Source organism: Pseudarthrobacter sp. CCNWLW217 (assembly GCF_037203985.1).
Lineage (GTDB): Bacteria > Actinomycetota > Actinomycetes > Actinomycetales > Micrococcaceae > Arthrobacter.
The window spans coordinates 448,957-470,777 of record NZ_JBBCBT010000001.1 but is presented as its reverse complement, the minus strand read 5'-3'; the positions used below and the strand labels follow the sequence as shown (position 1 = coordinate 470,777).

General features: G+C 65.7%; 23 protein-coding genes. 8 read left to right on the top strand and 15 right to left on the bottom strand.

Annotated features, from left to right (window positions below):
* Positions 1-13 precede the first annotated feature (13 nt).
* Both V9L18_RS02205 and malQ read right to left on the bottom strand, forming a co-directional pair.
* The gene (locus V9L18_RS02205; RefSeq protein ID WP_337345533.1) at positions 14-922 is read right to left on the bottom strand and encodes an SDR family oxidoreductase; all 909 of its coding nucleotides are present in this window, start codon (positions 920-922) and stop codon (positions 14-16) included.
* On the bottom strand, positions 919-3,177 hold the full coding sequence (gene malQ, locus V9L18_RS02200) for a 4-alpha-glucanotransferase (RefSeq protein ID WP_337345532.1): 2,259 nt from the start codon (positions 3,175-3,177) through the stop codon (positions 919-921). The genes V9L18_RS02205 and malQ overlap by 4 nt, the downstream gene beginning before the upstream one ends.
* A gap of 232 nt (positions 3,178-3,409) precedes the next feature.
* Between malQ and V9L18_RS02195 the strand changes: the two genes are divergently transcribed.
* Complete coding sequence (locus V9L18_RS02195; protein ID WP_337345531.1) at positions 3,410-6,058, top strand: GH32 C-terminal domain-containing protein; 2,649 nt, start codon at positions 3,410-3,412, stop codon at positions 6,056-6,058.
* 121 nt (positions 6,059-6,179) lie between these two features.
* Here the strand turns inward: V9L18_RS02195 and V9L18_RS02190 are convergent, their stop codons facing one another.
* The gene (locus tag V9L18_RS02190) at positions 6,180-6,473 is read right to left on the bottom strand and encodes a putative quinol monooxygenase (RefSeq protein WP_337345530.1); all 294 of its coding nucleotides are present in this window, start codon (positions 6,471-6,473) and stop codon (positions 6,180-6,182) included.
* Between the two features lie 59 nt (positions 6,474-6,532).
* Entirely contained in the window at positions 6,533-7,534 is a 1,002-nt protein-coding gene (locus tag V9L18_RS02185) for a LacI family DNA-binding transcriptional regulator (protein WP_337345621.1), read from the bottom strand.
* Positions 7,535-7,698: 164 nt separating this feature from the next.
* Here V9L18_RS02185 and V9L18_RS02180 point away from each other — a divergent pair, with 164 nt between their 5' ends.
* From V9L18_RS02180 to V9L18_RS02160, 5 genes are all read left to right on the top strand, one after another.
* Positions 7,699-8,811, top strand: a complete 1,113-nt coding sequence (locus V9L18_RS02180; RefSeq protein ID WP_337345529.1) for a substrate-binding domain-containing protein — start codon at positions 7,699-7,701, stop codon at positions 8,809-8,811.
* A 27-nt stretch (positions 8,812-8,838) separates the two neighbouring features.
* Complete coding sequence (locus tag V9L18_RS02175) at positions 8,839-9,888, top strand: ABC transporter permease (RefSeq protein WP_337345528.1); 1,050 nt, start codon at positions 8,839-8,841, stop codon at positions 9,886-9,888.
* The gene (locus V9L18_RS02170) at positions 9,885-10,679 is read left to right on the top strand and encodes an ATP-binding cassette domain-containing protein (RefSeq protein ID WP_337345527.1); all 795 of its coding nucleotides are present in this window, start codon (positions 9,885-9,887) and stop codon (positions 10,677-10,679) included. The genes V9L18_RS02175 and V9L18_RS02170 overlap by 4 nt, the downstream gene beginning before the upstream one ends.
* Positions 10,680-10,787: 108 nt before the next feature.
* Complete coding sequence (locus tag V9L18_RS02165; RefSeq protein WP_337345526.1) at positions 10,788-11,786, top strand: carbohydrate kinase family protein; 999 nt, start codon at positions 10,788-10,790, stop codon at positions 11,784-11,786.
* Positions 11,787-11,846: 60 nt separating this feature from the next.
* Positions 11,847-12,062, top strand: coding sequence for a transcriptional regulator (locus V9L18_RS02160; protein ID WP_104174334.1), 216 nt, complete (start codon positions 11,847-11,849; stop codon positions 12,060-12,062).
* A 44-nt stretch (positions 12,063-12,106) separates the two neighbouring features.
* Here V9L18_RS02160 and V9L18_RS02155 read toward each other — a convergent pair whose 3' ends face one another.
* Positions 12,107-12,235: a hypothetical protein gene (locus tag V9L18_RS02155; protein ID WP_337345525.1), complete on the bottom strand. Its 129-nt coding sequence runs from the start codon at positions 12,233-12,235 to the stop codon at positions 12,107-12,109.
* A gap of 106 nt (positions 12,236-12,341) precedes the next feature.
* The gene (locus V9L18_RS02150; protein ID WP_337345524.1) at positions 12,342-13,094 is read right to left on the bottom strand and encodes a GAF and ANTAR domain-containing protein; all 753 of its coding nucleotides are present in this window, start codon (positions 13,092-13,094) and stop codon (positions 12,342-12,344) included.
* 175 nt (positions 13,095-13,269) lie between these two features.
* Here V9L18_RS02150 and V9L18_RS02145 point away from each other — a divergent pair, with 175 nt between their 5' ends.
* Entirely contained in the window at positions 13,270-13,812 is a 543-nt protein-coding gene (locus V9L18_RS02145; protein WP_337345523.1) for a MepB family protein, read from the top strand.
* Positions 13,796-14,260, top strand: coding sequence for a transferase (locus V9L18_RS02140; protein WP_337345522.1), 465 nt, complete (start codon positions 13,796-13,798; stop codon positions 14,258-14,260). The genes V9L18_RS02145 and V9L18_RS02140 overlap by 17 nt, the downstream gene beginning before the upstream one ends.
* 69 nt (positions 14,261-14,329) lie before the next feature.
* Here the strand turns inward: V9L18_RS02140 and V9L18_RS02135 are convergent, their stop codons facing one another.
* The 9 genes from V9L18_RS02135 to V9L18_RS02095 form a co-directional block, all read right to left on the bottom strand.
* Positions 14,330-14,689, bottom strand: coding sequence for a DUF1801 domain-containing protein (locus tag V9L18_RS02135; protein ID WP_337345521.1), 360 nt, complete (start codon positions 14,687-14,689; stop codon positions 14,330-14,332).
* A gap of 111 nt (positions 14,690-14,800) precedes the next feature.
* Positions 14,801-15,769, bottom strand: a complete 969-nt coding sequence (locus V9L18_RS02130; RefSeq protein WP_337345520.1) for a serine hydrolase domain-containing protein — start codon at positions 15,767-15,769, stop codon at positions 14,801-14,803.
* Between the two features lie 10 nt (positions 15,770-15,779).
* The gene (locus tag V9L18_RS02125; RefSeq protein WP_337345519.1) at positions 15,780-16,832 is read right to left on the bottom strand and encodes a HoxN/HupN/NixA family nickel/cobalt transporter; all 1,053 of its coding nucleotides are present in this window, start codon (positions 16,830-16,832) and stop codon (positions 15,780-15,782) included.
* A complete protein-coding gene (locus tag V9L18_RS02120; RefSeq protein ID WP_337345518.1) occupies positions 16,832-17,812 on the bottom strand; it encodes an urease accessory protein UreD in 981 nt (326 codons plus the stop codon). The genes V9L18_RS02125 and V9L18_RS02120 overlap by 1 nt, the downstream gene beginning before the upstream one ends.
* Entirely contained in the window at positions 17,809-18,426 is a 618-nt protein-coding gene (gene ureG, locus V9L18_RS02115; protein WP_131134828.1) for an urease accessory protein UreG, read from the bottom strand. The genes V9L18_RS02120 and ureG overlap by 4 nt, the downstream gene beginning before the upstream one ends.
* Positions 18,427-18,438: 12 nt before the next feature.
* On the bottom strand, positions 18,439-19,104 hold the full coding sequence (locus tag V9L18_RS02110; RefSeq protein ID WP_337345517.1) for an urease accessory protein UreF: 666 nt from the start codon (positions 19,102-19,104) through the stop codon (positions 18,439-18,441).
* A gap of 147 nt (positions 19,105-19,251) precedes the next feature.
* Complete coding sequence (gene ureE, locus V9L18_RS02105; protein WP_337345516.1) at positions 19,252-19,737, bottom strand: urease accessory protein UreE; 486 nt, start codon at positions 19,735-19,737, stop codon at positions 19,252-19,254.
* 23 nt (positions 19,738-19,760) lie between these two features.
* Positions 19,761-21,491 carry an urease subunit alpha gene (gene ureC, locus V9L18_RS02100; RefSeq protein WP_337345515.1) on the bottom strand — a complete coding sequence of 577 codons (1,731 nt, stop codon included), beginning with the start codon at positions 21,489-21,491 and terminating at the stop codon, positions 19,761-19,763.
* Positions 21,488-21,817 carry an urease subunit beta gene (locus tag V9L18_RS02095; protein WP_337345514.1) on the bottom strand — a complete coding sequence of 110 codons (330 nt, stop codon included), beginning with the start codon at positions 21,815-21,817 and terminating at the stop codon, positions 21,488-21,490. The genes ureC and V9L18_RS02095 overlap by 4 nt, the downstream gene beginning before the upstream one ends.
* Between the last annotated feature and the right edge of the window lie 4 nt (positions 21,818-21,821).

Genomic DNA, 21,821 nt, shown 5'->3' with positions numbered 1-21,821 from the left:
CTTTGTCACGGGCCTAGGGGCGTACTTTTTGCCCCAGGCCCGTGACAAACCGCCGGATGGCGAGTTCGGCAGTGGGCGGCTCGCCGAAGAACTGCCGCTGAAGGGTGGTGTCCGCGACGTAACGGCCGGTCTGGAACCACGAGATCATGGCCGACAGGTCCTTGACCATGGGGCTGACCGGCCCCAGCAGGGTCCCCGCCGCCCGGACTACCCCCGCGGGGACGGAGCGGACTGTGAGGGCTTTGCCGGTGAGCCGCCCGGCGATGTCGGCAACGTCCTGCATCCCCACCGGCCTGTCCCAGCCGATGTCGATACGCCGGCCATCCAGGCCCGGAAGGTCAACCGCCTCCGCAAGATAGCCGGCGAGATCGGACGTGAGCACAAAGGTCAGCGGGACCTGGGGAGAACCCATCCACCTCAGCCGGCCCTTGCTGAAGGGGTCGCCGCCGAACCGCGTGACCTGGTCCAGGAAAGCGCCGGGACGGAGCGCCACAAACGGCACACCCAGTGCCTCCAGCCGGTCTTCCGTCAGCTTCTTGTGCCAGAAGTGTGGAACCTGCGGGGTCTGGTCGCAAGTGAGGATGCTGGTGAGCACGAAGCGCCGGACGCCCGTGCGGCTGGCGGCCTCCACCAGGTTGGTGTTGCCCACGGTGTCGGTTTTGGGGGTGTCGCCCTTGCGGTGCCGGGTGTAGCCCGCGGCCGAGGTGATCACAGCGTGGGCGCCCTCCATCGCCCGCAGCAGCGACCACGCGTCCAGCATGTCGCCCCGGGCGATCTTCACTCCGGCGGCTTCGAGCCGGGAGGCGTCCGATCCGGGACGCACCAGCGCCCGCACCGGCTTGCCGCGTTTGAGCAACTCCGAGACAACCTGGCTCCCCAGCATGCCGGTACCACCCACTACAAGGACTGGTCCACCAGTCATGAGAGGGCCTCCGAGACAGCAGCCAGCAAGGCGTTGAACCGCGGGTTGGCGGGAAGGTCGTCGATGAACACCGGTTTTCCGTCCGGACCGCCCAGCGGGACCTGCCAGTTCGGGTACAGGGCTTCGGTGGTTCCGGGCTGGTTCTGCACCCGCCGCTCCCCTACTGCGTCCACGAGGGCAACGCCGAGCAGGACCGACGGCGACTGGGCCAGCAGGCGGTGCAGCGCCTCGATGGTGCGCTCCTCGGAGCCGTGGCCGCCCACTCCGCTGCCCGCTTCGCCGGTGCCGCCCCCTGCGCTTTCAGTACCTTCCGGCAGCAGTCCGCGTTCACGCAGCAGGCCCATCATCTTTTCCAGCGTGGCCGTGTGGTCGGCCAGTTCCTCAGCCTCGGAGCGTTCGAGCAGGCCCAGCCTGCTCCGCAGCGCCACATGGTGGCCGGCCAGGTAGCCGGCAGTGGGCGGCAGGTCGTGGGTGTTGACGCTGGCGAGGGCCTGCGTGCGGTACCTTTCGGGCGGCAGGGGGGAGTCGCCGTCGTTCTCAAACCACAGGATGGACGTGCCAAGGATGCCGCGGGCTGCAAGGTAGTCACGCACCCACGGCTCAAACGTCCCGAGGTCCTCGCCGATCACCACGGCCCCGGCGCGCTGGGCTTCCAGGGCGAGGATGCCGATCAGTGCGTTGTGGTCGTACGTGACGTAGGCGCCGTCACGCGGCGAGTTGCCGGCCGGGACCCACCACAGCCGGAAAAGGCCCAGCACGTGGTCCACACGGATGCCGCCCGCGTGCCGGAGCACCGTAGTAAGCATGTCCCGGAAGGGTGCGTAGCCGGCCTCCGCCAGCCGTCCGGGATGCCACGGCGGCTGGTTCCAGTCCTGCCCCAGCTGGTTGTACATGTCCGGCGGCGCACCCACGCTGATCCCGGGCGCCAGGACACCGCGCAGCGTCCAGGCGTCTGCGCTGCTCAGGTCGACGCCGACGGCAAGGTCGTGGACCACGCCCAGCCGCATCCCGGCCCGGCGAGCCGCCTGTTGCGCGTTCTCCAGCTGTTCATCGCAGATCCATTGCAGCCAGCGATGGAAGCCGATCCGGTCGGCCAGCTTTTCCCTCAGCGCCTCGGCTTCCGGGGATCCCAGCGCGCAGTCCGGGTCGGTCCAGAGGGGGTCGTCCGGTGCCAGGTCCTCCCGGATGGCGGACCAGAGCGCGAAGTCGTCCAGGCCCTGGCCAGAGATCCGGCAGAATTCCTCGAACGCCGCCTGCCGCGCTGGTGCGCGCCGGGCATGGTAAAGCAGCTCCAGCGCTTGGAGCTTGGCAGCGTACACGGCGTTTCGATCAAGGCGCTCAGCGTCCCTGTTCAGGCCGTGGACCTGCTCCTGAAGCCGGTCCACCGTGGCGCGCTTTCGCGGTTTCAGGTAGGCAAGCTCGGGGATATCCTCCACCCGGATGTAGAGCGGATTGAAGAACCGGCGCGTGGACGGAGAGTACGGCGAAGGCTGGACCGGCGGGACCGGCTCTGCGGCATGCAACGGATTGACCAGCACATAGTCCGCTCCGCGAGCACCGCTGAGCGTCGCCAGATCGGCCAAATCCGCGAAGTCGCCGATCCCCCAAGATCGTTTGGAGCGCACTGAATACAGCTGAGTCGCCAGGCCCCAGCCACGCCGCTCAAGCAAGGGCTCGGCTGTGGTGAGCCGCGCCGGAACCACCACCAGCGCACCCTGGGCCGTAACGCCGTCGGACTCTGCATGCAGCGTGTGCCAGCCCAGCGGCAGCCCTTCCGGCACTGCGAACGTTGCGCGCCCCGTGGGCACACCGTCCACCTCCCGCGGAGGCACCCAGATGTCCAGTTGGACGGCGTCCACTGGCTCGCCCGTTCCAGTCTCCAACTCCACGTGCAGGCGGGCAGTGGCTCCGTCCCGGACGTGGACGGCAACCTGCGCGGCTTCACCCTGTTGAACCACGACGGCGGGCGGCAGCATCCGGCGCCATGGCGCCAGTTCCGCCTCGGCCAGTGCTGCCTCAATCAGTTCGTCTGAATGCGCCGGCACCCCCAGCGCCGCCAGGACCTTGATCAGGGTCTCGGGCGCGACGCTGTGCGGCAGTCCGTCCCAGCCGTGGAACGACGTCCCTACGCCGTGTGCGTCCGCGAGCCGCTGCAAGAGGTGCTGATCCACCGGCCCGGGACCAGCCGCCTCACCGCCGCCGGGGGGACCCGGCGTTCCGGAGAATTGCGCGTACTGCTGGTCTGGAGCCTTCATGGATGTCCGCCTCGCCTGGTGTAATGGGCCCGAACTTACATTGATTCCTGCCACACGGGAGCCGAACAGCCCCCGCGCAAAACTGTTGGTTCCGATTATTGCAGGGGCTGCCGCCGAGTGCTCCAACGCCGCTTCGAACCGTTGACTTGTCTGGTGGACATCCCCTACCGTTCCTGACACTGACAACGTTGTCTATCAACTAGGCACGCGCGATGAAGGGCAGCCCCTATCCATGCAGATCAATAAATCCCGGACGGTTCGTACCTGTTCGACACTTACCCTGGCAGGCCTCAGCCTCGCCGCAGCACTCGCCGGATCGGTTCCGGCCTGGGGCTCAGAAACGCCCCTCGGCGGCGAGCAGCACAGGCCCGCTTACCACTACACACCGCAACAGAACTGGATGAACGATCCCAACGGAATGGTCTTCCACAAGGGCGTCTACCACCTGTACTACCAGCACAACCCGTCGGGAAATACGTGGGGCAACATGTCCTGGGGGCATGCCACCTCCACCGACCTGACGCACTGGAAGGAACAGCCGCTGGCCATCGCCACCGATGACCAGCAGGACATCTTCTCCGGGAGCGTCGTGGTGGATAAGGACAACACCTCGGGGTTCGGAACCGCGGAGAACCCGCCGCTGGTGGCCGTGTATACCAGCGCCTACAAGCCGGGCTCGCCCCATGCAGGCCTACAGGCGCAGTCGCTGGCCTACAGCGTTGACGACGGGCAGACGTGGACCAAGTACGACGCCAACCCGGTGCTGAACCGCAACTCGGCAAACTTCCGCGATCCCAAAGTCTTTTGGTACAGCACGCCAGATGGCGGCGGCTACTGGGTAATGGCCGCCGTCGAAGCCATGGAGCACAAGGTCCTGCTGTACAAATCCGGCAACCTCAAGGACTGGACACTCCTGAGCGAGTTCGGGCCTGCGAACGCCACGGGCGGGCTCTGGGAATGCCCGGACCTCTTCCCCCTGGCCGTGGACGGCGACCCCTCCAACATCAAATGGGTCATGGTGGTCAACATCAATCCCGGAGGCGTGGCTGGCGGATCGGCCGGGCAGTACTTTGTGGGTAATTTCGACGGCACCACCTTCACTTCCGAGACCACCAAGGGCAGCGACACGCTGCCCGCCGGGACTCCGCTGGCAGGGTTCAACAACGGCACCTACGATGGCTGGACGGTAGCCAATGAGCCCGGCAACTGGAAGAACGGCCCGTTCGGAGATGCTCCCGCGGCCGGCTCGCTGCCGGGACAAAACACGGTGAGCGGCTTTGCCGGGGCGGGGCTGATCAACTCCTTCAACGACGGCGACTGGCCCCTCGGCACCGCCGAATCGCCTCAGTTCACCGTCGCCAGCGATTACCTGAATTTCCTCGTGGGCGGCGGCCAGCACCCCCGCGTCTCGGACAAGCTGGACAACACCCCGCCGGCCGGCGACCTGCTGTTCGACGGCTTCGAGGTTCCGGACGGAACATCAATGGCCGACGCCGGGTGGTCCGGTACGGGCGACCTGGCACCGACTTTCCAACCCGCCACGTCCGGCGGCGACTTCTTTATAGGCGCCAAGCGGATCAACACGTTTGAGACTGGCGGCGCACCCGGTGACGACAGGCAGGGAACCATGACGTCGCCGTCGTTCACGCTCTCCCGGAACTTCATGAGCATGCTGGTGGGCGGCGGGCACCGAGCCGCGGGCTCTGGCCAGCAACTGGAGGTCCAGCTGCTGGTGGGCGGCAACGTGGTGCGCAGCCTGGCCGGGGATGATTCCGGCGCCCTGAACTGGAAGGGCTGGGATGTTGCGGAGTTCGCCGGACAGGAGGCCCAACTGCGGGTCGTGGACCAGGCCACGGGCGGCTGGGGCCACCTGACGTTGGACCACGTGATGCTCACGGACCAGGCCGCAGTGCCGCGGTCCGACGAGACCACCGTAAACCTGGTGGTGGACGGCCAGGTGGTCCGGACAGCCACAGGCGCGAACAGCGAGGTCCTGGATTGGGCCTCGTGGAACGTCGCCGAATTCAAGGGCCGGCAGGCCAGCATCAGGGTGGTGGACAACAACCGGTTTGGCTGGGGCCACATCCTGGCAGATGAGTTCGTGGCGTCGGAGCAGGCAGCCACCCCTCGGATCCAGACGTACGACTGGCTGGACTACGGCCGGGACTATTACGCGTCGGTTTCCTTCGCCAACATGCCCCAGGACAAGCGCATCATGCTGGGCTGGATGAACAACTGGGATTACGCGCAGGCCATCCCTACGTCACCATGGCGCAGCGCCATGTCACTGCCCAGGGAAGTGGCGCTGACCCAGACTGCGGACGGGCCACGCCTCACCCAGAAGGCCGTCAAGCAGGTGGATGACCTTGCCACCAAGCCAAGCTACGCCGAGAAGCGGGCCCGGGACATCACGCCTGGCACCACCACGCTTCCCGCGGCCGCCTGGGGCCAGGTCCAGAGGATCGACGTTACCCTCGCACCGGGCACAGCGTCCCGTGCCGGAATCACCGTGCTGGGGAACGGCAACGCCGCTACGGTGATCGGCTACGACCGGACCACCGGCGAGGTGTACGTGGACCGGCAGAATTCGGGAGACACCGGCTTCCACCCACTGTTCACGTCGGTGGACTCTGCGCCCGTAACCCTGGACGCTGACGGCACCGTGACACTCCGGGTGTACCTCGACAGGTCTTCGGTGGAGGTCTTCACCCAGGGCGGGCAGCGGACCATCACGGACCAGGTGTTCCCTGTGGCGGGCGCCAACCAAGTGGCGCTCTTTGCCGACGGCGGCACGGCGCAATTGAAATCGGTCACCGTGACGCCGCTGGCGCAGTCGATGTTCAGCACTGTGGCGAAGCCGGTTAAGGACCGCCAGCAGTAGCCTGCGCCCGCCCGGCTCTCCAGTCCCGGGCTTGTTCGCAGTTCCTTGCCATAACGGTTCGGAGTTGCGGACAAGCCCGGGTTTTGGCGTCTATAGCGCGGGAATTAAGTGGCGCGGGTGGTCAGTGGACCGGCTGGAGCCAAGTCAGTACGGAGCCGTCCTCTTCGATCAGGTCCGCGAGCTCGCCATTGAACCGAGCACCGTAATCTGCGCTGATGTGTTCCTGGAAGGCGGCGTCGTCCTCGTAGACCTCGAACACGAAGTACTCACGCGGATTTGTTTCCCGGGTATACGGCAGGAACAGCTGGTTCCCCGGTTCCCGCCGTACTTCCGCAGTCAGCTGGCGCATCATCTCCGCCACCCGGTCTTCGCTGCCGGGCTTGACGGTGAATTCGGCGTAGAGCGTCTTTGTCATGGTTGTCCCCTCTGGATTTCTGGATTATCTGGATCTGCTGATGCTTGGGCCTGGTCGGTTCAGCCGGCGGGCGGCGGGAGTTCGCCGGAGCCGCGCTGGATGAGTTCGGACGGTACAACATAGGTCTGGGGCGGCTGCTCGTCGCCGTCGATGCGTGCCAGCAACCGCTGGGCGGCAAGCTTGCCGATCCGCTCCGGGTGCTGCGCAATGACGGTGATGCCTGGCTCCATCATGTCCGCTAGGGCGAAGTCGTCAAAGCCCACCAATGCCACGCGGCGGCTGGCGCCAAGTTCCTTCAGGGCGCGCATGACGCCGAACGTCACGAGGTTCTGGCTGGAGAAGATCGCCGTGGGAGGGTTCTGGGCGGTGAGGATCTCCAAGGCCGCCTGCCTGGCTGTTTCCTCGTTGTGGAGTCCTTCCCGGACTGGCATAGCGGCGGTGGGCAACCCCGCCCGGCCCAGTTCCTCGATGAAGCCACGCCGGCGTTCCCGGGCGGTCTGAATGTCCGGACGGTCGCCCAGGTAGGCCAGCTTCGTGTGGCCGTGGGCCATAAGGTGCGCAGCCGCCCGCGCCGCGCCGACGGCGTTGTCCGTCACCACGGCGTCAGCCTCGATGCCTACGGGCTCGCGGTCAATGAAGACCAAGGGCAGGTCCCTGGAGTGTTCCGGGATGGCATAGGCCTGGCTGCGGGCAATGGGGGTCAGTACAAGGCCATCGACGCGCCGGCCGAGGAAGGCCGCCACTAGCGACTTCTCCCGCTCAGGGTCATCGTCCAGGCTGGCCGCGAACACGGCGATGCCACGAGCCGCCAGCGTGTCTTCCATGGCGCGGTGGATCTCGCTGCTGAACGGGTTGGCCACGCTGGGCAGCAGCAGCCCCATGGAGAGCGTCTGGCGTCCGGCGCGCCGCAGGCTGCCCGCCGCCAAGTCCAACTGGTAGTTCAGCTGCTGCGAAGCGCCAAGAACGCGCTGCCGGGTGGCCTCGGAGACTCCAGGCTCATCGTTCATCACCCGCGAGACGGTCTTGATGCCCACTCCGGCCAGCGCGGCCACATGGCGCATCGTGGGCCGGTTCTTGGCTGGGTCTGCCGAATAACGATTCGACATCGTTGTCATGATTTCGTCCTTCATCATCGAATTTACCTTGACTCTACCGTGTGACGCTGATTACATGATGCCTGACATCGTTGTCAGGCACGGGATGTGCCACGAACCCAGGAGATTCAATGTTGACTTCCAAGACACCGCGCACCATCGCCCGCCGCCTGGTTGCCGCGGGAGCGGTCCTGACCCTCGGCACCCTGAGCCTCACCGCCTGCGGCGGAAATTCCCCAGCCACCTCTGGCACCGACTCCGGCGAAAAGGTGGGCGTGTCGCTGATCGTCAAGACCACGTCCAACCCGTTCTTCGTTTCCATGCAGGAAGGCGCCAAGAAGGCAGCGGAGGCAGACGGCGTTGACCTGAAGCTCGCCGCCGGCAAGGCCGACGGCGACGAAGACACCCAGATCCAGGCCATCGAAAACGCTATCTCCAAAGGCGACAAGGGAATCCTGATCACCCCCAACGGCCCGTCCGTGGTGGACGCCCTGAAGAAGGCCAAGGACGCCGGACTCTTTGTCATCGCCCTGGATACCCCGCCGGACCCCGCCGACGCCGCGGACATCACCTTTGCCACCGACAACTTTGCTGCCGGAGAGCTGATCGGCAAGTGGACCGCAACCCAGCTTGCCGGCAAGAAAGCCACCATCGCCCTCCTGGACCTGTTCGACGACAAGGTAGTTTCCGTTGACTACAACCGCGACCAGGGCTTCCTGACCGGACTCGGCATCGACACGGCGGACGCCAAGAAGAACGGTGACGAGGCCAAGACCGGCAAGTACACCGGCGGCAAGGGCGGCGAATACGAGATCGTTGGCAGCCAGGCATCCCAAGGTGCCGAAGACGGCGGCCGTACCGGCATGGAGACCCTCCTGTCCAAGAACCCCAACATCAACGTTGTCTACACCATCAATGAGCCTGCAGCAGCGGGCGCATATGAAGCCCTGAAGTCAGCCGGCAAGGAGAAGGACGTCCTGATTGTCTCCGTAGACGGCGGCTGCGCCGGGGTGGACAACGTGAAGTCCGGCGTCATCGGCGCCACCGCACAGCAGTACCCGGTCAAGATGGCCGAAATGGGCGTCAAAGCCATCGTCGAACTGGCCAAGACCGGCAAGAAGCCTGCCAACTCCGAGGGCCTGGACTTCTTCAACACCGGCGTTGAGCTGGTTACGGACAAGCCCGCAGACGGCGTCAAGAGCATCACCACGACCGAGGCCAGCGACATCTGCTGGGGCAAGTAAGAGGGCAGAACGATCTCAGGAGAAACCGTGACCCAGCAACAGACCGCCGGTCCGCCCGCCGCAGGGAAGCAGACGGACCTGGCAGAAGAATTCCTCGATCGGAGGACGCCGCTCAGCCGGATACGCAACATCCTGCACCGCTACCCCGCCGTCAGCCCCGCCCTCGTCCTGCTCATCGCCGTCGTTGTGTTCGGACTGCTCAATGACAGGTTCCTGCGGGTTGAGAACCTGTCCCTGATTACCCAGCAGGTCTCCGTCGTTGGCACCCTCGCCATCGCCCAGACGCTCATCATCCTCACTGCCGGCATCGACCTGTCCGTCGGAGCCGTCATGATCCTCTCTTCCATGGTCGTGGCCCAACTCGCTGTCAACAACGGACTGCCGGCACCCGTTGCTCTGCTCACAGGCCTGGTCGTCGGACTCGCAGCCGGCGCCCTGAACGGGTTCCTGGTCACCAGGTTCCGCCTCCCTCCGTTCATCGTCACGCTGGGCACGCTTAACATCTTCATCGCGCTGACGCTGCTCTACTCCAACGGAGCGACGGTTCGCGGCTCCGCAATGCCGGACCTGCTGACCTGGACAGGAAGCACCTTCCCGGTGGGCCCTGTGCGGATCTCCACCGGCGTCGTCGTGATGTTGCTTCTCTACATCGCCATCGCGTTCATCCTGGGCAAAACCGCCTGGGGCCGGCACGTCTACGCCGTCGGCGATGACAAAGAAGCCGCCCGCCTGGCCGGCATCGCGGTGAACAAAGTCCTCATGAGCGTCTACCTTGCCGCCGGGGCAGTGCTGGCCATCGGCGCCTGGATCCAGATCGGCCGCACCAACGCAGCCAGCCCCAACGCCGGCGTCGACCTGAACCTCGACTCCATCACCGCCGTCGTGATCGGTGGAACCAGCCTCTTCGGCGGGCGCGGTTCAGTGTGGGGAACCCTCCTGGGCGCGCTGATCGTCGGCGTGTTCCGCAATGGACTCTCCCTTGCGGGCCTGGACGTGCTGTACCAGACCCTCGCCGTGGGCGTTCTTATCATCCTCGCTGTGTCCATCGACCAGTGGATCCGAAAGGTGAAGTCATGACCGCGTCCCAGCTGGAATCCGCCGGCACCGAGGTCCGCCAGCCCATCCTGCAGGCCAGGAACCTCGTCAAGACCTTCGGCCGGGTGGTAGGCCTCGACGGCGTCAGCCTGGACCTCTACCCGGGCGAGGTCCTGGCGATCATCGGCGATAACGGCGCCGGCAAGTCCACCCTGATCAAATGCCTCACCGGGGCCGAGATTCCCGATTCGGGAGAGCTGATGGTGTCCGGCCAGCCGGTCCACTTTAAGCGCCCGCAGGACGCCCGCGCCCACGGGATCGAAACCGTCTACCAGAACCTCGCCGTCTCACCGGCGCTCGATGTTGCCTCCAACCTGTTCCTGGGCCGGGAGGAACGCGTGGCTGGTCCGCTCGGCAGCATCTTCCGCGTCCTGGACACCAAGGGCATGCGCCGCAAGGCGAAGGAGGAGCTGACCCGGCTGGGCATCTCCACGCTGCAGGACGTCACGGTCCCCGTGGAGAACCTCTCCGGCGGCCAGCGCCAGGCCGTGGCGGTGGCACGGGCCGCAGCGTTCGGTTCCAAGGTGGTTGTGCTGGACGAGCCGACGGCGGCGCTCGGCGTCCGGGAGTCCAACCAGGTCCTGCAACTGGTCAGGGACCTCCGGGACCGGGGGCTGCCCGTCATCCTGATCAGCCACAACATGCCGCACGTGTTCGACGTGGCGGACCGGATCCACATCCAGCGGCTGGGCAAATGCGCGGCCACCATCACCCCGCAGTCCCACACCATGACCGATGCGGTGGCCATCATGACCGGTGCGGCCACCGCGTGATCCAGCACTAATCCCTTCATCACCCCATCCCATCCCCAACCCGATGGATCTCCACCTCCGTCCGCGGGCCTGCACCAGGCCCGCGGACGGCCCCATGAAAGGCTCCCCGTGCACAGCACCTCCCCCAGCCCCACGTCAACAACTCACCCCGCGGCGGCCCCTGACGTCATTGTCATCGGCGAAGCACTCGTTGACGTAGTCGCCTCCCCCACTGGCCCCATCGAACATCCGGGCGGCTCGCCGATGAACGTGGCCTATGGCCTGGGGCGCCTCGGAGTTTCCACGGCCTTGCTGACGTCACTGGGCCAGGATGCCCGCGGCGAGGCGATCGCGGCACACCTGCAGCGCGCCGGCGTCGAACTCCTCCGGGGCTCATACAACGCCACGCGCACGGGGTCCGCCACGGCAACCATTGCCGCGGACGGCTCAGCCGAGTACGACTTCGACATCAGCTGGGACCTGCCGCGCATTGCCCCCGCCCACCTGCCCAAAGTGCTCCACACCGGATCCATCGCCACGTTCCTGGCACCGGGCGCGACGGCGGTGAGGGCACTTCTGGAACAGTCACACCGCGAGTGCCTGGTCACCTACGATCCAAACATCCGCCCCGCCCTGCTTGGCAGCCAGGCAGAAGCCCGGAACATCTTCGAAGACCTGGTTCCCCTGACAGACGTGGTCAAGCTCAGCGACGAGGACGCCGCCTGGCTTTACCCGGGAGTCAGCCTCGAGGCCGCCGCCGGACGGATCCTCACGTTGGGTGCCGGGCTGGCAGTGGTGACACGCGGCGGGGAAGGTTCCCTGTTGGCGACCCCTGCCACCCAGCTCTTCATCCCCGCCATCCGGTCTAAAGTGGCTGACACCATCGGCGCCGGCGACTCATACATGGCGGCGCTGATCTACGGGCTCCTCTTCCGCCGGACCGAGGGCCTGGGACGGGACGTCCTGACCGCCATCGGGCAGACGGCCTCGAAGGCGGCAGCCATCACAGTGCGCCGACCGGGCGCAAATCCGCCCACAGCCGCCGAGCTGGCCGCGGACCTTCCGGAGTCCGACCTGGCCGCGCCCGTGCCGGGCGGCCCGGAGAATCTCGTAGCCCAGAGCCGATAAGCCCCAAACGGCACGTCAACATATGTTGACGTACCTCCATTCGTCAACTAAAGTTGACGAATGGAGGTGGAGCGAATGAAGACACTCGTTGCGTCAATGGACGGAAAAGGTCCTGCGGAAGCGCTGTATGCGGTCGCCGAGCTGCAGAAGGAAGTGGGAAGGACCGAGGCATCCCTGGTCCGCAAGGCTCGGCAGGCAGGACTGTCCTGGGAAGCAATCGCGCTGTGCCTGGGCGTGAGCAAGCAGGCGGTCCACCGGAAATACGGGAAACAGTAGACGCGGACCATCTGTTCAGGGTTCTGTGTTTTCACCGGCTGGAACTAGTCGAAGCGGCTGGATGAGCTGCGGCCGGGGAACAGGAGCGCGCCGGCGTTGGCTATGACAATGAGCCCAATCCCGCACCACTGTGCTGCCCCCAGCACGGCGAAGGGATCCGGCGGGCGGCTCACGAAAATCACCGCAGCAACCGGCAGGAACAGCATCGCGGAGACGCCTGTCCGTCTCCGACGGGCACCGATGTCCCGCGCACCCGTTGGGCTGGTGCAGGGAACGCAGCTATTCGTTGAAATGGGTGACGGCTCCGGGGTTTCCTGAGAGCGTCGCTACCACCTGGGATGCCACATCGTGGAGCTTGATGTTGCGGGTGTTCGAGGCTCGCAGGAGGACCTTGAATGCTGCGTGTTGGCTGCATTTGTGCTTGGCCATGATGGCTCCAGTGGCAAGATCGATGACCGTCCTGGACTCCATCGCGGCCTTCAGCTCGTCACGGGTGTCCTGCAGCCGCGCAAGCCTCAGCACCAGTCTCAGGCCCTTCGACGCCTGTTCGGCGAAGGCTTCAGCCCTGTCGATACATGGTCCGTCGAATGCCTTGGGCAAGCGGCTGTAGAGATTCAGCACACCCCGGCTGGGACTCTCCAGCGTCAGGGGCACGGACAGGGCCGACAGGATGCCCTGCCCTGCCACCGCCCGGGTGTACTGGGGCCAGCGCTCCTCCAGCCGCAGGTCCGGAACGTGTACTGCTTCCTTGTGGTCGCTGGCCGAGACTCCCGGACCCTGCCCGCAGCTGCCCTCCGCCCGCACCATGTGGCGCGCGGGCGGATCGCTGCCGGCAGCAGTGCTGGATTTCCTGCTCCGCACCAGCCAAATCCCGCAGGATACTTCCTCGCCCCGAATGCTGAGCCGGCCGGCCGCATACGCGGCCAAGTCCCCCAGCACCTGCTCCACGCACGGATTTCCCAGAACCAGGTCCTGGAGGTGCAGAGCAACATCAGTGAAAACTTCGTTGTTTGAGACCTTTGCGGCTACCAATGTCCCCCCTGAACACAATGCAAGCCAAGCCAGCCTCAACGCTGCAGGCCGGCTACCGCCTCCGGTCATTGAAGCTTACTCCCGGCGCCTGTAGTGCGGAATAGCTGACGGCATGGTCCTGCCAGACCCCACAAGCCTTTCACCTGCATCGACGCACTGAAGGTATGCTCCGGGGATGCCTCTGTCTCCGCATCTGCTGGCCATCATTTCCCACTATCGAACCCTTGGATTTGCCGTCTCGGAGCCACAGGCTGACATCGAAGGCCGCGACTATGAGGCGCACACGTTCCACGTCGACGGACTCCTGGCAGCCTTCCGTGCTGCCAGGACAACCCCGAAGAAGGCAGGCCAGTTTGTCACGCTCTGGCAGCGGACGGCCCCCGACGGCGGCGGTCCCATCCGGCCTTTCGACGCCTCCGACGGAGTTGACCTGTTTGTGGTCGGCGTCAGCGGCGAAGACGGTTTCGGGCATTTCGCCTTTCCCCTGGACGCGCTGCTCGCCCGCGGCGTGGTGTCCACGGACTTCGTGGGCGGAAAGCGGGCCATGCGCGTGTACCCGCCAGGGTCGGCCCCCACGAACCGGACGGCGCAGGCCACCCAGCGCTGGCAGCTTGAGTTCTACTTCGGCGGGAATCCACCGGGTTTCCCCACCGTTAACTCTATGCACGGGAGAATGTCCCCGAGCCTTGGAGAAGGACGGCATGAGCAGGCAGATTGAATCAGTTGAGGACGACGCCGGGAGGGTCATCCGGTACCGGCGGCACGCCAACGGAGGGGGCTTTGTTGGCCCAGGGGCGTACGTCGCTGAAAGTGCGCGCCTGGGGTCCATGACCTACGTCGAGCCAGGAGCCCGGATCGGGTCAGGCTCCCGGGTGGGCCACGGCAGCTGGATCGACCGCCAGGCACAGGTGGGCGAACGTACCGTCATCGGGGACGCCGTGCATGTGGGCCATGGAACGGTCATCGGCAACCGTGTCCACATCGGCAGCCACTCGCGCATCGGAGCCGGTGCCGTCATCGAACACGGCTCAAGCCTGCACGCTGACAGCAGGGTTCCCGACGGCGGCCACGTCGCCGCGGAGCCCCGGCGCAGGCCCCGTGCCGTGCCGGCAAAGCGCGGCGCCCAGCCACGGTCGCGGAAGGCCCAGAACCGGCAAGCCGCCTAAGCGGGTGCCCGTGCCGCCGTCGTCGTCTGTGCCTTTTCACCAGCGGTCCGCAGGCGCCGCGTCCGGGACCTAGGAATGGTCCCGGATCCAGCCCTCGATGACAGCTTCCAGCGCCGGCTTCTTGGCTTCGAAGTCGGCCGCATCAAGGAAGCGGGCCACGCGGGAGGTTTCCCCGTCACCTTCCAGAAGCCCCAGCGGGTCATTGATGGTTGCGCCCTGGTGGAACATCAGCGTGACGTTCTTCCTCGCCTTAGGGAAAAACGAAGCAATGTTGCCCTTGTACATAAAGGTCGGCGCCTGCCACTTCACGGCTTCGCTCAGCTCAGGCGACAGGTCCATGATGAACTCACGGACCCTGGCCACCAGATCGCGTTGGGGGTTGGCATAGTTCGCCAGCCAGGTGTCTACCTCTGGATTGCGGTTGGACATGATCCGGCCTTCCGGGATGCGGTGGCTGTGCCTCGGGTTTCCACGGTGCCGCTGACTGTGATCATCCACCCAGTCTAGGAACCTGCCGGGCACCACACCGCCCCTGGGATCTTACGGCTGCGTGAGTTGCGCCAGGATTCTGAAGCCGTGGCGGTCCATCGAGCCGGTGGTGGCCGAGAGCAGCACAGCTGCGGAGCCGGCTTCGCGATCCAGGCCGATCCAGGAGCTGAAACCGCCGGTGCCCCCGTTATGCCACGTCACCGTCCTGCCTTTGGCTTCCAGTGTCATCCAGGCAGCACCAATGCGTGCCGCCGGCCCTGCAAAGGTGGCCACAGGTTCCAGGGCCCCGAGGCCAGGTGCGGATCCATCCAGCAGGGCCCGCGCGAGGGCAGCCATGTCCGTGATGGTGGAGCGGATGCCACCGGCCGGGCCGAGCGCTTCGCCCAACCAGGGATCCTGGCGGCGGCCCTTCCGGTTGGTACCGGTGAGGGCCTGGGGACCCAGCTCGCTTTCCGTCGCGGGCACATACGTGGCAGTGAGTCCCAGCGCAGTGCTCAGGCGTTCGGCAACCAACTCCTTGAAGGTCAGCCCTGCCCCGGCGGCCACGGCGTGGCCGAGCAGTTCAAATCCGAGGTTTGAGTACCGCGGGCGGAGCGATTTCAGCCGAACCGTGCGCGCCTGGGCCAGCAACTCCGCCAAGTCTTCGCCGTAGGGGTTACGGCCGTGCCGCCAGAGGGCGTACGAACGCTTCCACATATCGGCGTAGCGGGGCAGCCGAGGCAAGCCTGATGAATGCGTACTGATGGATGCGAGGGTGAGTTGCCCGGCCGGGCAGTCGCCCAGGGGCAGCAACTCCGCCAAGGTACTGGATGGCAGAACTTCGCCGCGGCCACAAGCATCCGTGTAGAGGAGCCCGGTGATCGCCTTGGAAATGGAGCCAATTTCGAAGTCCGCCTCAGGTTGGACTCCGGTGACCGTAGTGGTGGTCTCCCCCCGGAGAACGGTGGCAATGGCAAGCCGGGGATGCGAGCGCCGCAGTTCGCCCAGTAACCCGTCCATCTGACCGGCATCAAGATCCATGCCGCCTACGTTACCCAGTCCGCCCTGCAGTGCTGCCCCGCCTAGGAAGGGACGCCGCTCCCCACACCACCAGGAGCAGGGCAACCAGCAGGAGCCCGGCGTCACCGAGGTCGATAGCGCCCAGCCAGCTGGTCAGCGGATCTTCCAGCCCGAACGCTGCGTTGACGAAGCCTCCCAGCGTGATGACTGCGACAAAGAGTGCAGAGAGCGCGGAGATGCCGGTCACCGCAGCATTGAAGCCGAGCTTCCGCTGCGGGTCGTCCAGGGCCGCGCGGTACATCCGCATCATCGCCACGCCATTGAGCGAATCGCAGAGCGTCATGGCGGCGGTGAATGCGACGGGCAGGGCGATCAGGGCGAGCGGAGAAACGCCGGCCAGCGAGGCCGCAGTCGTCATCACCAGCAGGCCGATGGTGGTGGCGGTGTCAAAGCCAAGCCCAAACAGGAATCCGATCACGTAGATGTTCCGCGGCCGGCGCACGCGGGACAGCGGCCTGGCCAGGAGCCGCGCCACCAGGCCCTTCGCTTCCAGGTCCTCGACGGCGATACGGCCCCCGGCCCGTGCGCCCCGGTAGGCCCGGGCCGCCCGGACGAATGCGGAGCCGTTGAAGATCCCCATCGCGAGCAGGAACAGGCCGGACACCCCGCTGCCGATCAGGCCCAGCACCAGGTTGCCGGCGGAACCTTCTTCCATGAACTGCCCCACCATGGTGGCGCCGGCCACCACCAGGACGCCGGCCAGGATCACCACCGAGCTGTGGCCCAGGCTGAACGCGAAGCCCACACTGACCGGGTCCTGCCGCTGCGCCACGAACTTCCGGGTGGAGTTGTCGATCGCAGCTAGGTGGTCCCAGTCGTAACTGTGCTTGACGCCCGCCAGGTACGCGGTCAGCACCAGGCCCAGGGCAAGCGGCTGGCCGCCTCCCGCTGTCCCTGTGAACAGAAGTACGACGGCGGCAATGTGCAGGGCGGCCACCGCACCAAAGGTGAACAACAGCCGGGTCCGCAGCGGCAGGGTGTCGCGCTCGCGGTACATGACGGCGAACTGGGTCAGGGCGGTCATCAGTACTTCCTCAGGTTCAGGGGCGCCTGCCCATACCAGCGTTCCCGTAGCAGCGCCGTGCAGGCGCCGAGCAGGCCGTTGAGCTCCTCCGTGCTGTTCGAGAGCGAGCGCAGCACCAGTCCGGTGGTCCCGGCCAAAGAGCGCGTCAGAGAGATGCCGGTGTGCGCCTGGTGCTCCGCGGTGACAGTGTGGAGCTCATCGGCGAGCGCCTGGTCAACACGCGGGTCCACCACCACCAGCGAGCCGAGATGGCTGAAGCCCTCCATAAAGCCCAGCCCCGTGACGTCACCGGCGGGCGGCCGGATCAGGAGGTTGTCGAGGGCCAGCAGCTGCCCGCGATCCCCGGTTTCCACGCGGATTTCATTACGCAGCCGCAGCTCCTCGTAGCGGAAGGACGCCCCGTCCGGCGACCAGCCAGGCGTGATCACCTCAGCCATCACCAGGCTCGACGACGGCCGCACCGTGATGTGCGTGTTCTGCCGGTAGCTGGCCTCCCGGTAGGCGATCAGCTGGTCAGGCGTCAGCTCCAGCCGGGCCCCCTCCCCCAGCCGCAGGGTCATCCGCTGCTCGGCAAAAGACCCCGGAGTCCGATAAATCTTCGTCGCCGACTGCGTAGTCAACAACAAATCAGCCCCATCCCCCACTTCAACGTCGATGAGGAACAAATCAGCCCCAAGATACGCCCCGCCAGGATTCACCACGACGTAGCAAACCTGCCCAGACTCATCAAGGTAATGCGGCCTCAAGACTCTCAAGGCGCCTTGATGAAACTGGTGCGAGGCCACCGACCGCCCCTGCCGGACGGTGACTTGCAGTTCAAGCGCACCCATCGGCGACTTTAGCGCTGAGGTGGCGAGGCCGGGTTTGGGGGCCGCGGCGTGGTGGGCACCGCGAAGCGGGCACGGCCCCAAATCCGGCGAAGCCGCCGGACCCAGCCCGGCCGGCGAGGTGACTACCTGAGCTGCCGCCGTCGTGCTCATGTTGCGAGGTCGAGCATCAGGACATCGCGCCGCACCCATTCGATGACGGCGTCGAGCCCTTCGTCGGTTTTCAGGTTGGTGAAGCAGAACGGCTTGTTACCGCGGAATTCCTTGGAATCCCTCTCCATGACGGAGAGGTCCGCTCCCACGTGGGGGGCGAGGTCGGTTTTGTTGATGATGAAGAGATCGGACTTGATCATGCCTTGGCCGGCTTTGCGGGGGATCTTTTCGCCTTGGGCCACGTCGATGATGTAGATCGAGAAGTCCACGAGTTCGGGGCTGAAGGTGGCCGAGAGGTTGTCGCCGCCGGATTCGACGAAGATGACCTGCAGGTCGGGGTGGCGGGCTTTGAGTTCCTCGATGGCGGCGGTGTTCATGGAGGTGTCTTCGCGGATGGCGGTATGCGGGCAGCCGCCGGTTTCGACGCCGATGATCCGGTCCTCGGGCAGGATGCCGTTGGCCGCCAGGATTTTGGCATCCTCGATGGTGTAGATGTCGTTGGTGATGGCGGCCATGGAAATTTCTCGGCTCATATGCCGGGTGAGCCGCTCCACGAGCTGGGTTTTGCCGGCTCCCACCGGGCCGCCGATGCCGATTTTGATGGGTTCAGTCATTGTGTCCTCCTGCTAGCTCATGAACATTCGGGCGCGTTGCCGCTCGTGCCGCATCTGTGAAATTTCCAGTCCGGGGCTGAGGGCCCCGAAGTCGTCCGGCGTCAGGAGGGCGATGCGTTCGACGGCGGCAGCGACGTCGTCGGCCGCTGTCCGCAGCAGCCGCTGGCCGGCGTTCTGCCCCAGCGGAATGGCCCGGACGGCGTTTTGAGTCAGTGATGTGACGGCGGCGAAAAGGTAAGCGCTGAGCGCCTCCCCGAGCGGCACCCCCAGGGAGCGTGCGACGACGGCGAACGCCAGCGGCTGATGCCCGGCGGCCCGGCCAGTGGTCACCAGGTCCCGGTACAGCGCGAGTGAAGGGGACGGGAACACCTCAGCCCCGATCTCCAGCAACCGCCCACCCATCTTCAAGCTCGCCTCCCGAACCTGCCGAGGCAGTAAAGAAGCAGACAAGAGCTCATCCAACTCCTCAACATCAGCCCCCTCATAAAAGAACCGGATGGCCAACCCATCCGAGTACGTCAACTGCTGCTCGATAAACGCACGGAGCCACACGCCAAAAGACCCTTCATCAAAAATGACCCCAGCGTCGACGTACGTCTCAAACCCAAGAGAGTGTGCGAAGGCCCCAGTAGGAAGGGCAGAGTCAGTAAGCTGCTGCAGCCCAAGCTGGTAACTCATGGCAAGCACCTCGACGAGAGGTGACCTTTCGGATCGGCGGAGACGGGAGATAGGGGCCGCGGCGTGGTGGGCACCGCGAAGCGGGCACGGCCCCTATCTCCCGTCGAAGCCCCCGAGGCGATCGAACCTGCCGCGTCTGCGGCGATGCTAGTGCGAGTGCTCAGCATGGCGAAAAGGCACAGGCATGACGCGCTCCTGGCGGGTAAAGGGCACGCCGACGTGGCGAAGGTAGTCCTCGACGGTGTGGTCATAGGCGCACACCATGACGTCAGCCCCGTACTCGGAGGTCGAGTCGAAGAACTGGGCCTGGAGGTGACGGTTGCCCAGGGAGTGTGCCACGACGCCCATTTCGTGGATGGTCCGCGGGCTCACCACGAGCACGTCGGTGGGGAGCACGGACACTACGATCATGTTCGTTTCGGCAACGTGGAGGATGTCGCCGTCGCGAAGGTCACCGGAGCCGGAGGGCAGCCGGATGCCGATTTCCTTGCCGTGGTCGGTAGTAACGCGCTGGATGCGCTTGACCAGCTGCGCGCTGGGCAGCACCACTTTCTCGCGGTGCAGCCCAATGTAGGCGGCCAGGTCCGCGGTGGGAAGCTCGTGGAGGTTGCCGAGGACTTTTTCGATGATCACGTAGGGCTCCGGTGGTGGGGAAGTTAGAAGAGGAAGTAGCGCTGGGCCATGGGCAGGACGTCGGAGGGCTCGCAGGTGACGTCCTCGCCGTCGACGGTCACCTGGTAAGTCTCAGGGTCCACCTGGATGTCGGGAGTGGCGCCGTTGTACTTGAGGTCAGCCTTGGTCAGGGAGCGGATGCCGGAGACGGGCCGGATGACTTTCTGCAGGCCCAGTTCCTCGGGGACCCCGGCGTCGATGGCTGCCTGCGACAGGAACGTGATGGAGGACTGCTGCACCGCTTTGCCGAACGCGGCGAACATGGGGCGCATGGTCCGTGGCTGCGGGGTGGGGATGGAGGCGTTGGCGTCGCCCATGAGCGCGTAGGCGATCTGGCCGCCTTTGAGCACGAGTTCGGGTTTGACGCCGAAGAAGGCCGGGTCCCAGAGCACCAGGTCAGCGAACTTGCCCTCCTCCACCGATCCGATGGACTCGGCCATGCCTTGGGCGATGGCAGCGTTGATGGTGTATTTCGCCACGTAGCGCTTGAGCCGGAAGTTGTCGCTGCCCGCAGTGCCGTGCGTGCCGCCGTCGGGATCGTTCAAAACGCCGCGCTGCTTCTTCATCTTGTCCGCCACCTGCCAGGTGCGGGTAATTACCTCCCCCACGCGGCCCATGGCCTGGGAGTCGGAGGACGTGATGGAGAAGATGCCCAGGTCCTGCAGGACGTCCTCGGCAGCGATGGTTTCGGCGCGGATGCGGGAATCGGCGAAGGCCACGTCCTCGGGGATGTCCGGGTTGAGGTGGTGGCAGACCATGAGCATGTCCAGGTGCTCTTCGATGGTGTTCCGTGTGTACGGCAGCGTGGGGTTGGTGGACGCCGGCAGGACGTTGGGCAGCCCGGCGATCCGGATGATGTCCGGCGCGTGCCCGCCACCGGCGCCTTCCGTGTGGAAGGTGTGGATGACGCGGCCGTCGATGGCGCGGATGGTGTCCTCCACGAAGCCGCACTCGTTGAGCGTGTCGGTGTGGATGGCCACCTGGACGTCGTATTCGTCGGCCACCTTGAGCGAGTTGTCGATCGAGGAGGTGGTGGAGCCCCAGTCTTCGTGGACCTTGAGCCCGATGGCACCGGCGCGGATCTGCTCGGCGAGGGGTTCGACGGCGGACGCATGGCCCTTTCCAAGCAAGCCGATGTTGACGGGCAGCCCCTCTGCCGCCTGCAGCATGCGCTGGATGTGCCATTTGCCGGGGGTGACGGTGGTGGCTTTGGTGCCTTCGGCCGGGCCAGTGCCACCACCCACCATGGTGGTAACGCCGCTGGTGAGGGCGGTGGGGACCTGGTCCGGGGAGATGAAGTGGATGTGGGTGTCGATGCCGCCGGCGGTGAGGATTTTTCGTTCCCCGGCGATGATTTCGGTGCTGGGGCCGATGACGATGTCCACTCCGTCGGTGATCTGGGGGTTGCCTGCCTTGCCGATCTTAAAGATATGGCCGTCCCGAAGCGCAACGTCAGCCTTGTAGATGCCCGTGTAGTCGAGGATGACGGCGTTGGTGATGACAGTGTCCGGAACGTCTTCACTCCGCACCACTTGGCCGTTCTGGCCCATGCCGTCGCGGATCACTTTGCCGCCGCCGAACACCACTTCCTCGCCGTAGACCGTAAGGTCCTTCTCGATTTCAAGGAACAATTCGGTGTCCGCCAGCCGGATGGCGTCGCCCGTCGTCGGGCCGTACAGGTCCGCGTACTGCCGGCGGGGAAGGTCGAAGCTCATTTGGAACCTGCTTCCGGAGCTACCAGCGGACCGTTGACCGCGTTGCTCAGGCCGTAGACCTGGCGGCTGCCTGCGAGTTCAATCAACCGCACGGTCCTGCTGTCCCCCGGTTCGAAGCGTGCGGCCGTCCCGGCGGGGATGTCCAGCCTGCGCCCATAGGCAGCCTGCCTGTCGAAGGTGAGCGCAGCGTTCGCTTCGGCAAAATGGAAGTGCGAGCCCACCTGCACGGGCCGGTCACCGGTGTTGGTGACGACGACGTCGATCGCCTCCCGTCCGGCGTTCACCGTTACCGGTTCGGACCGAAGGATGTATTCGCCTGGAATCATGGCC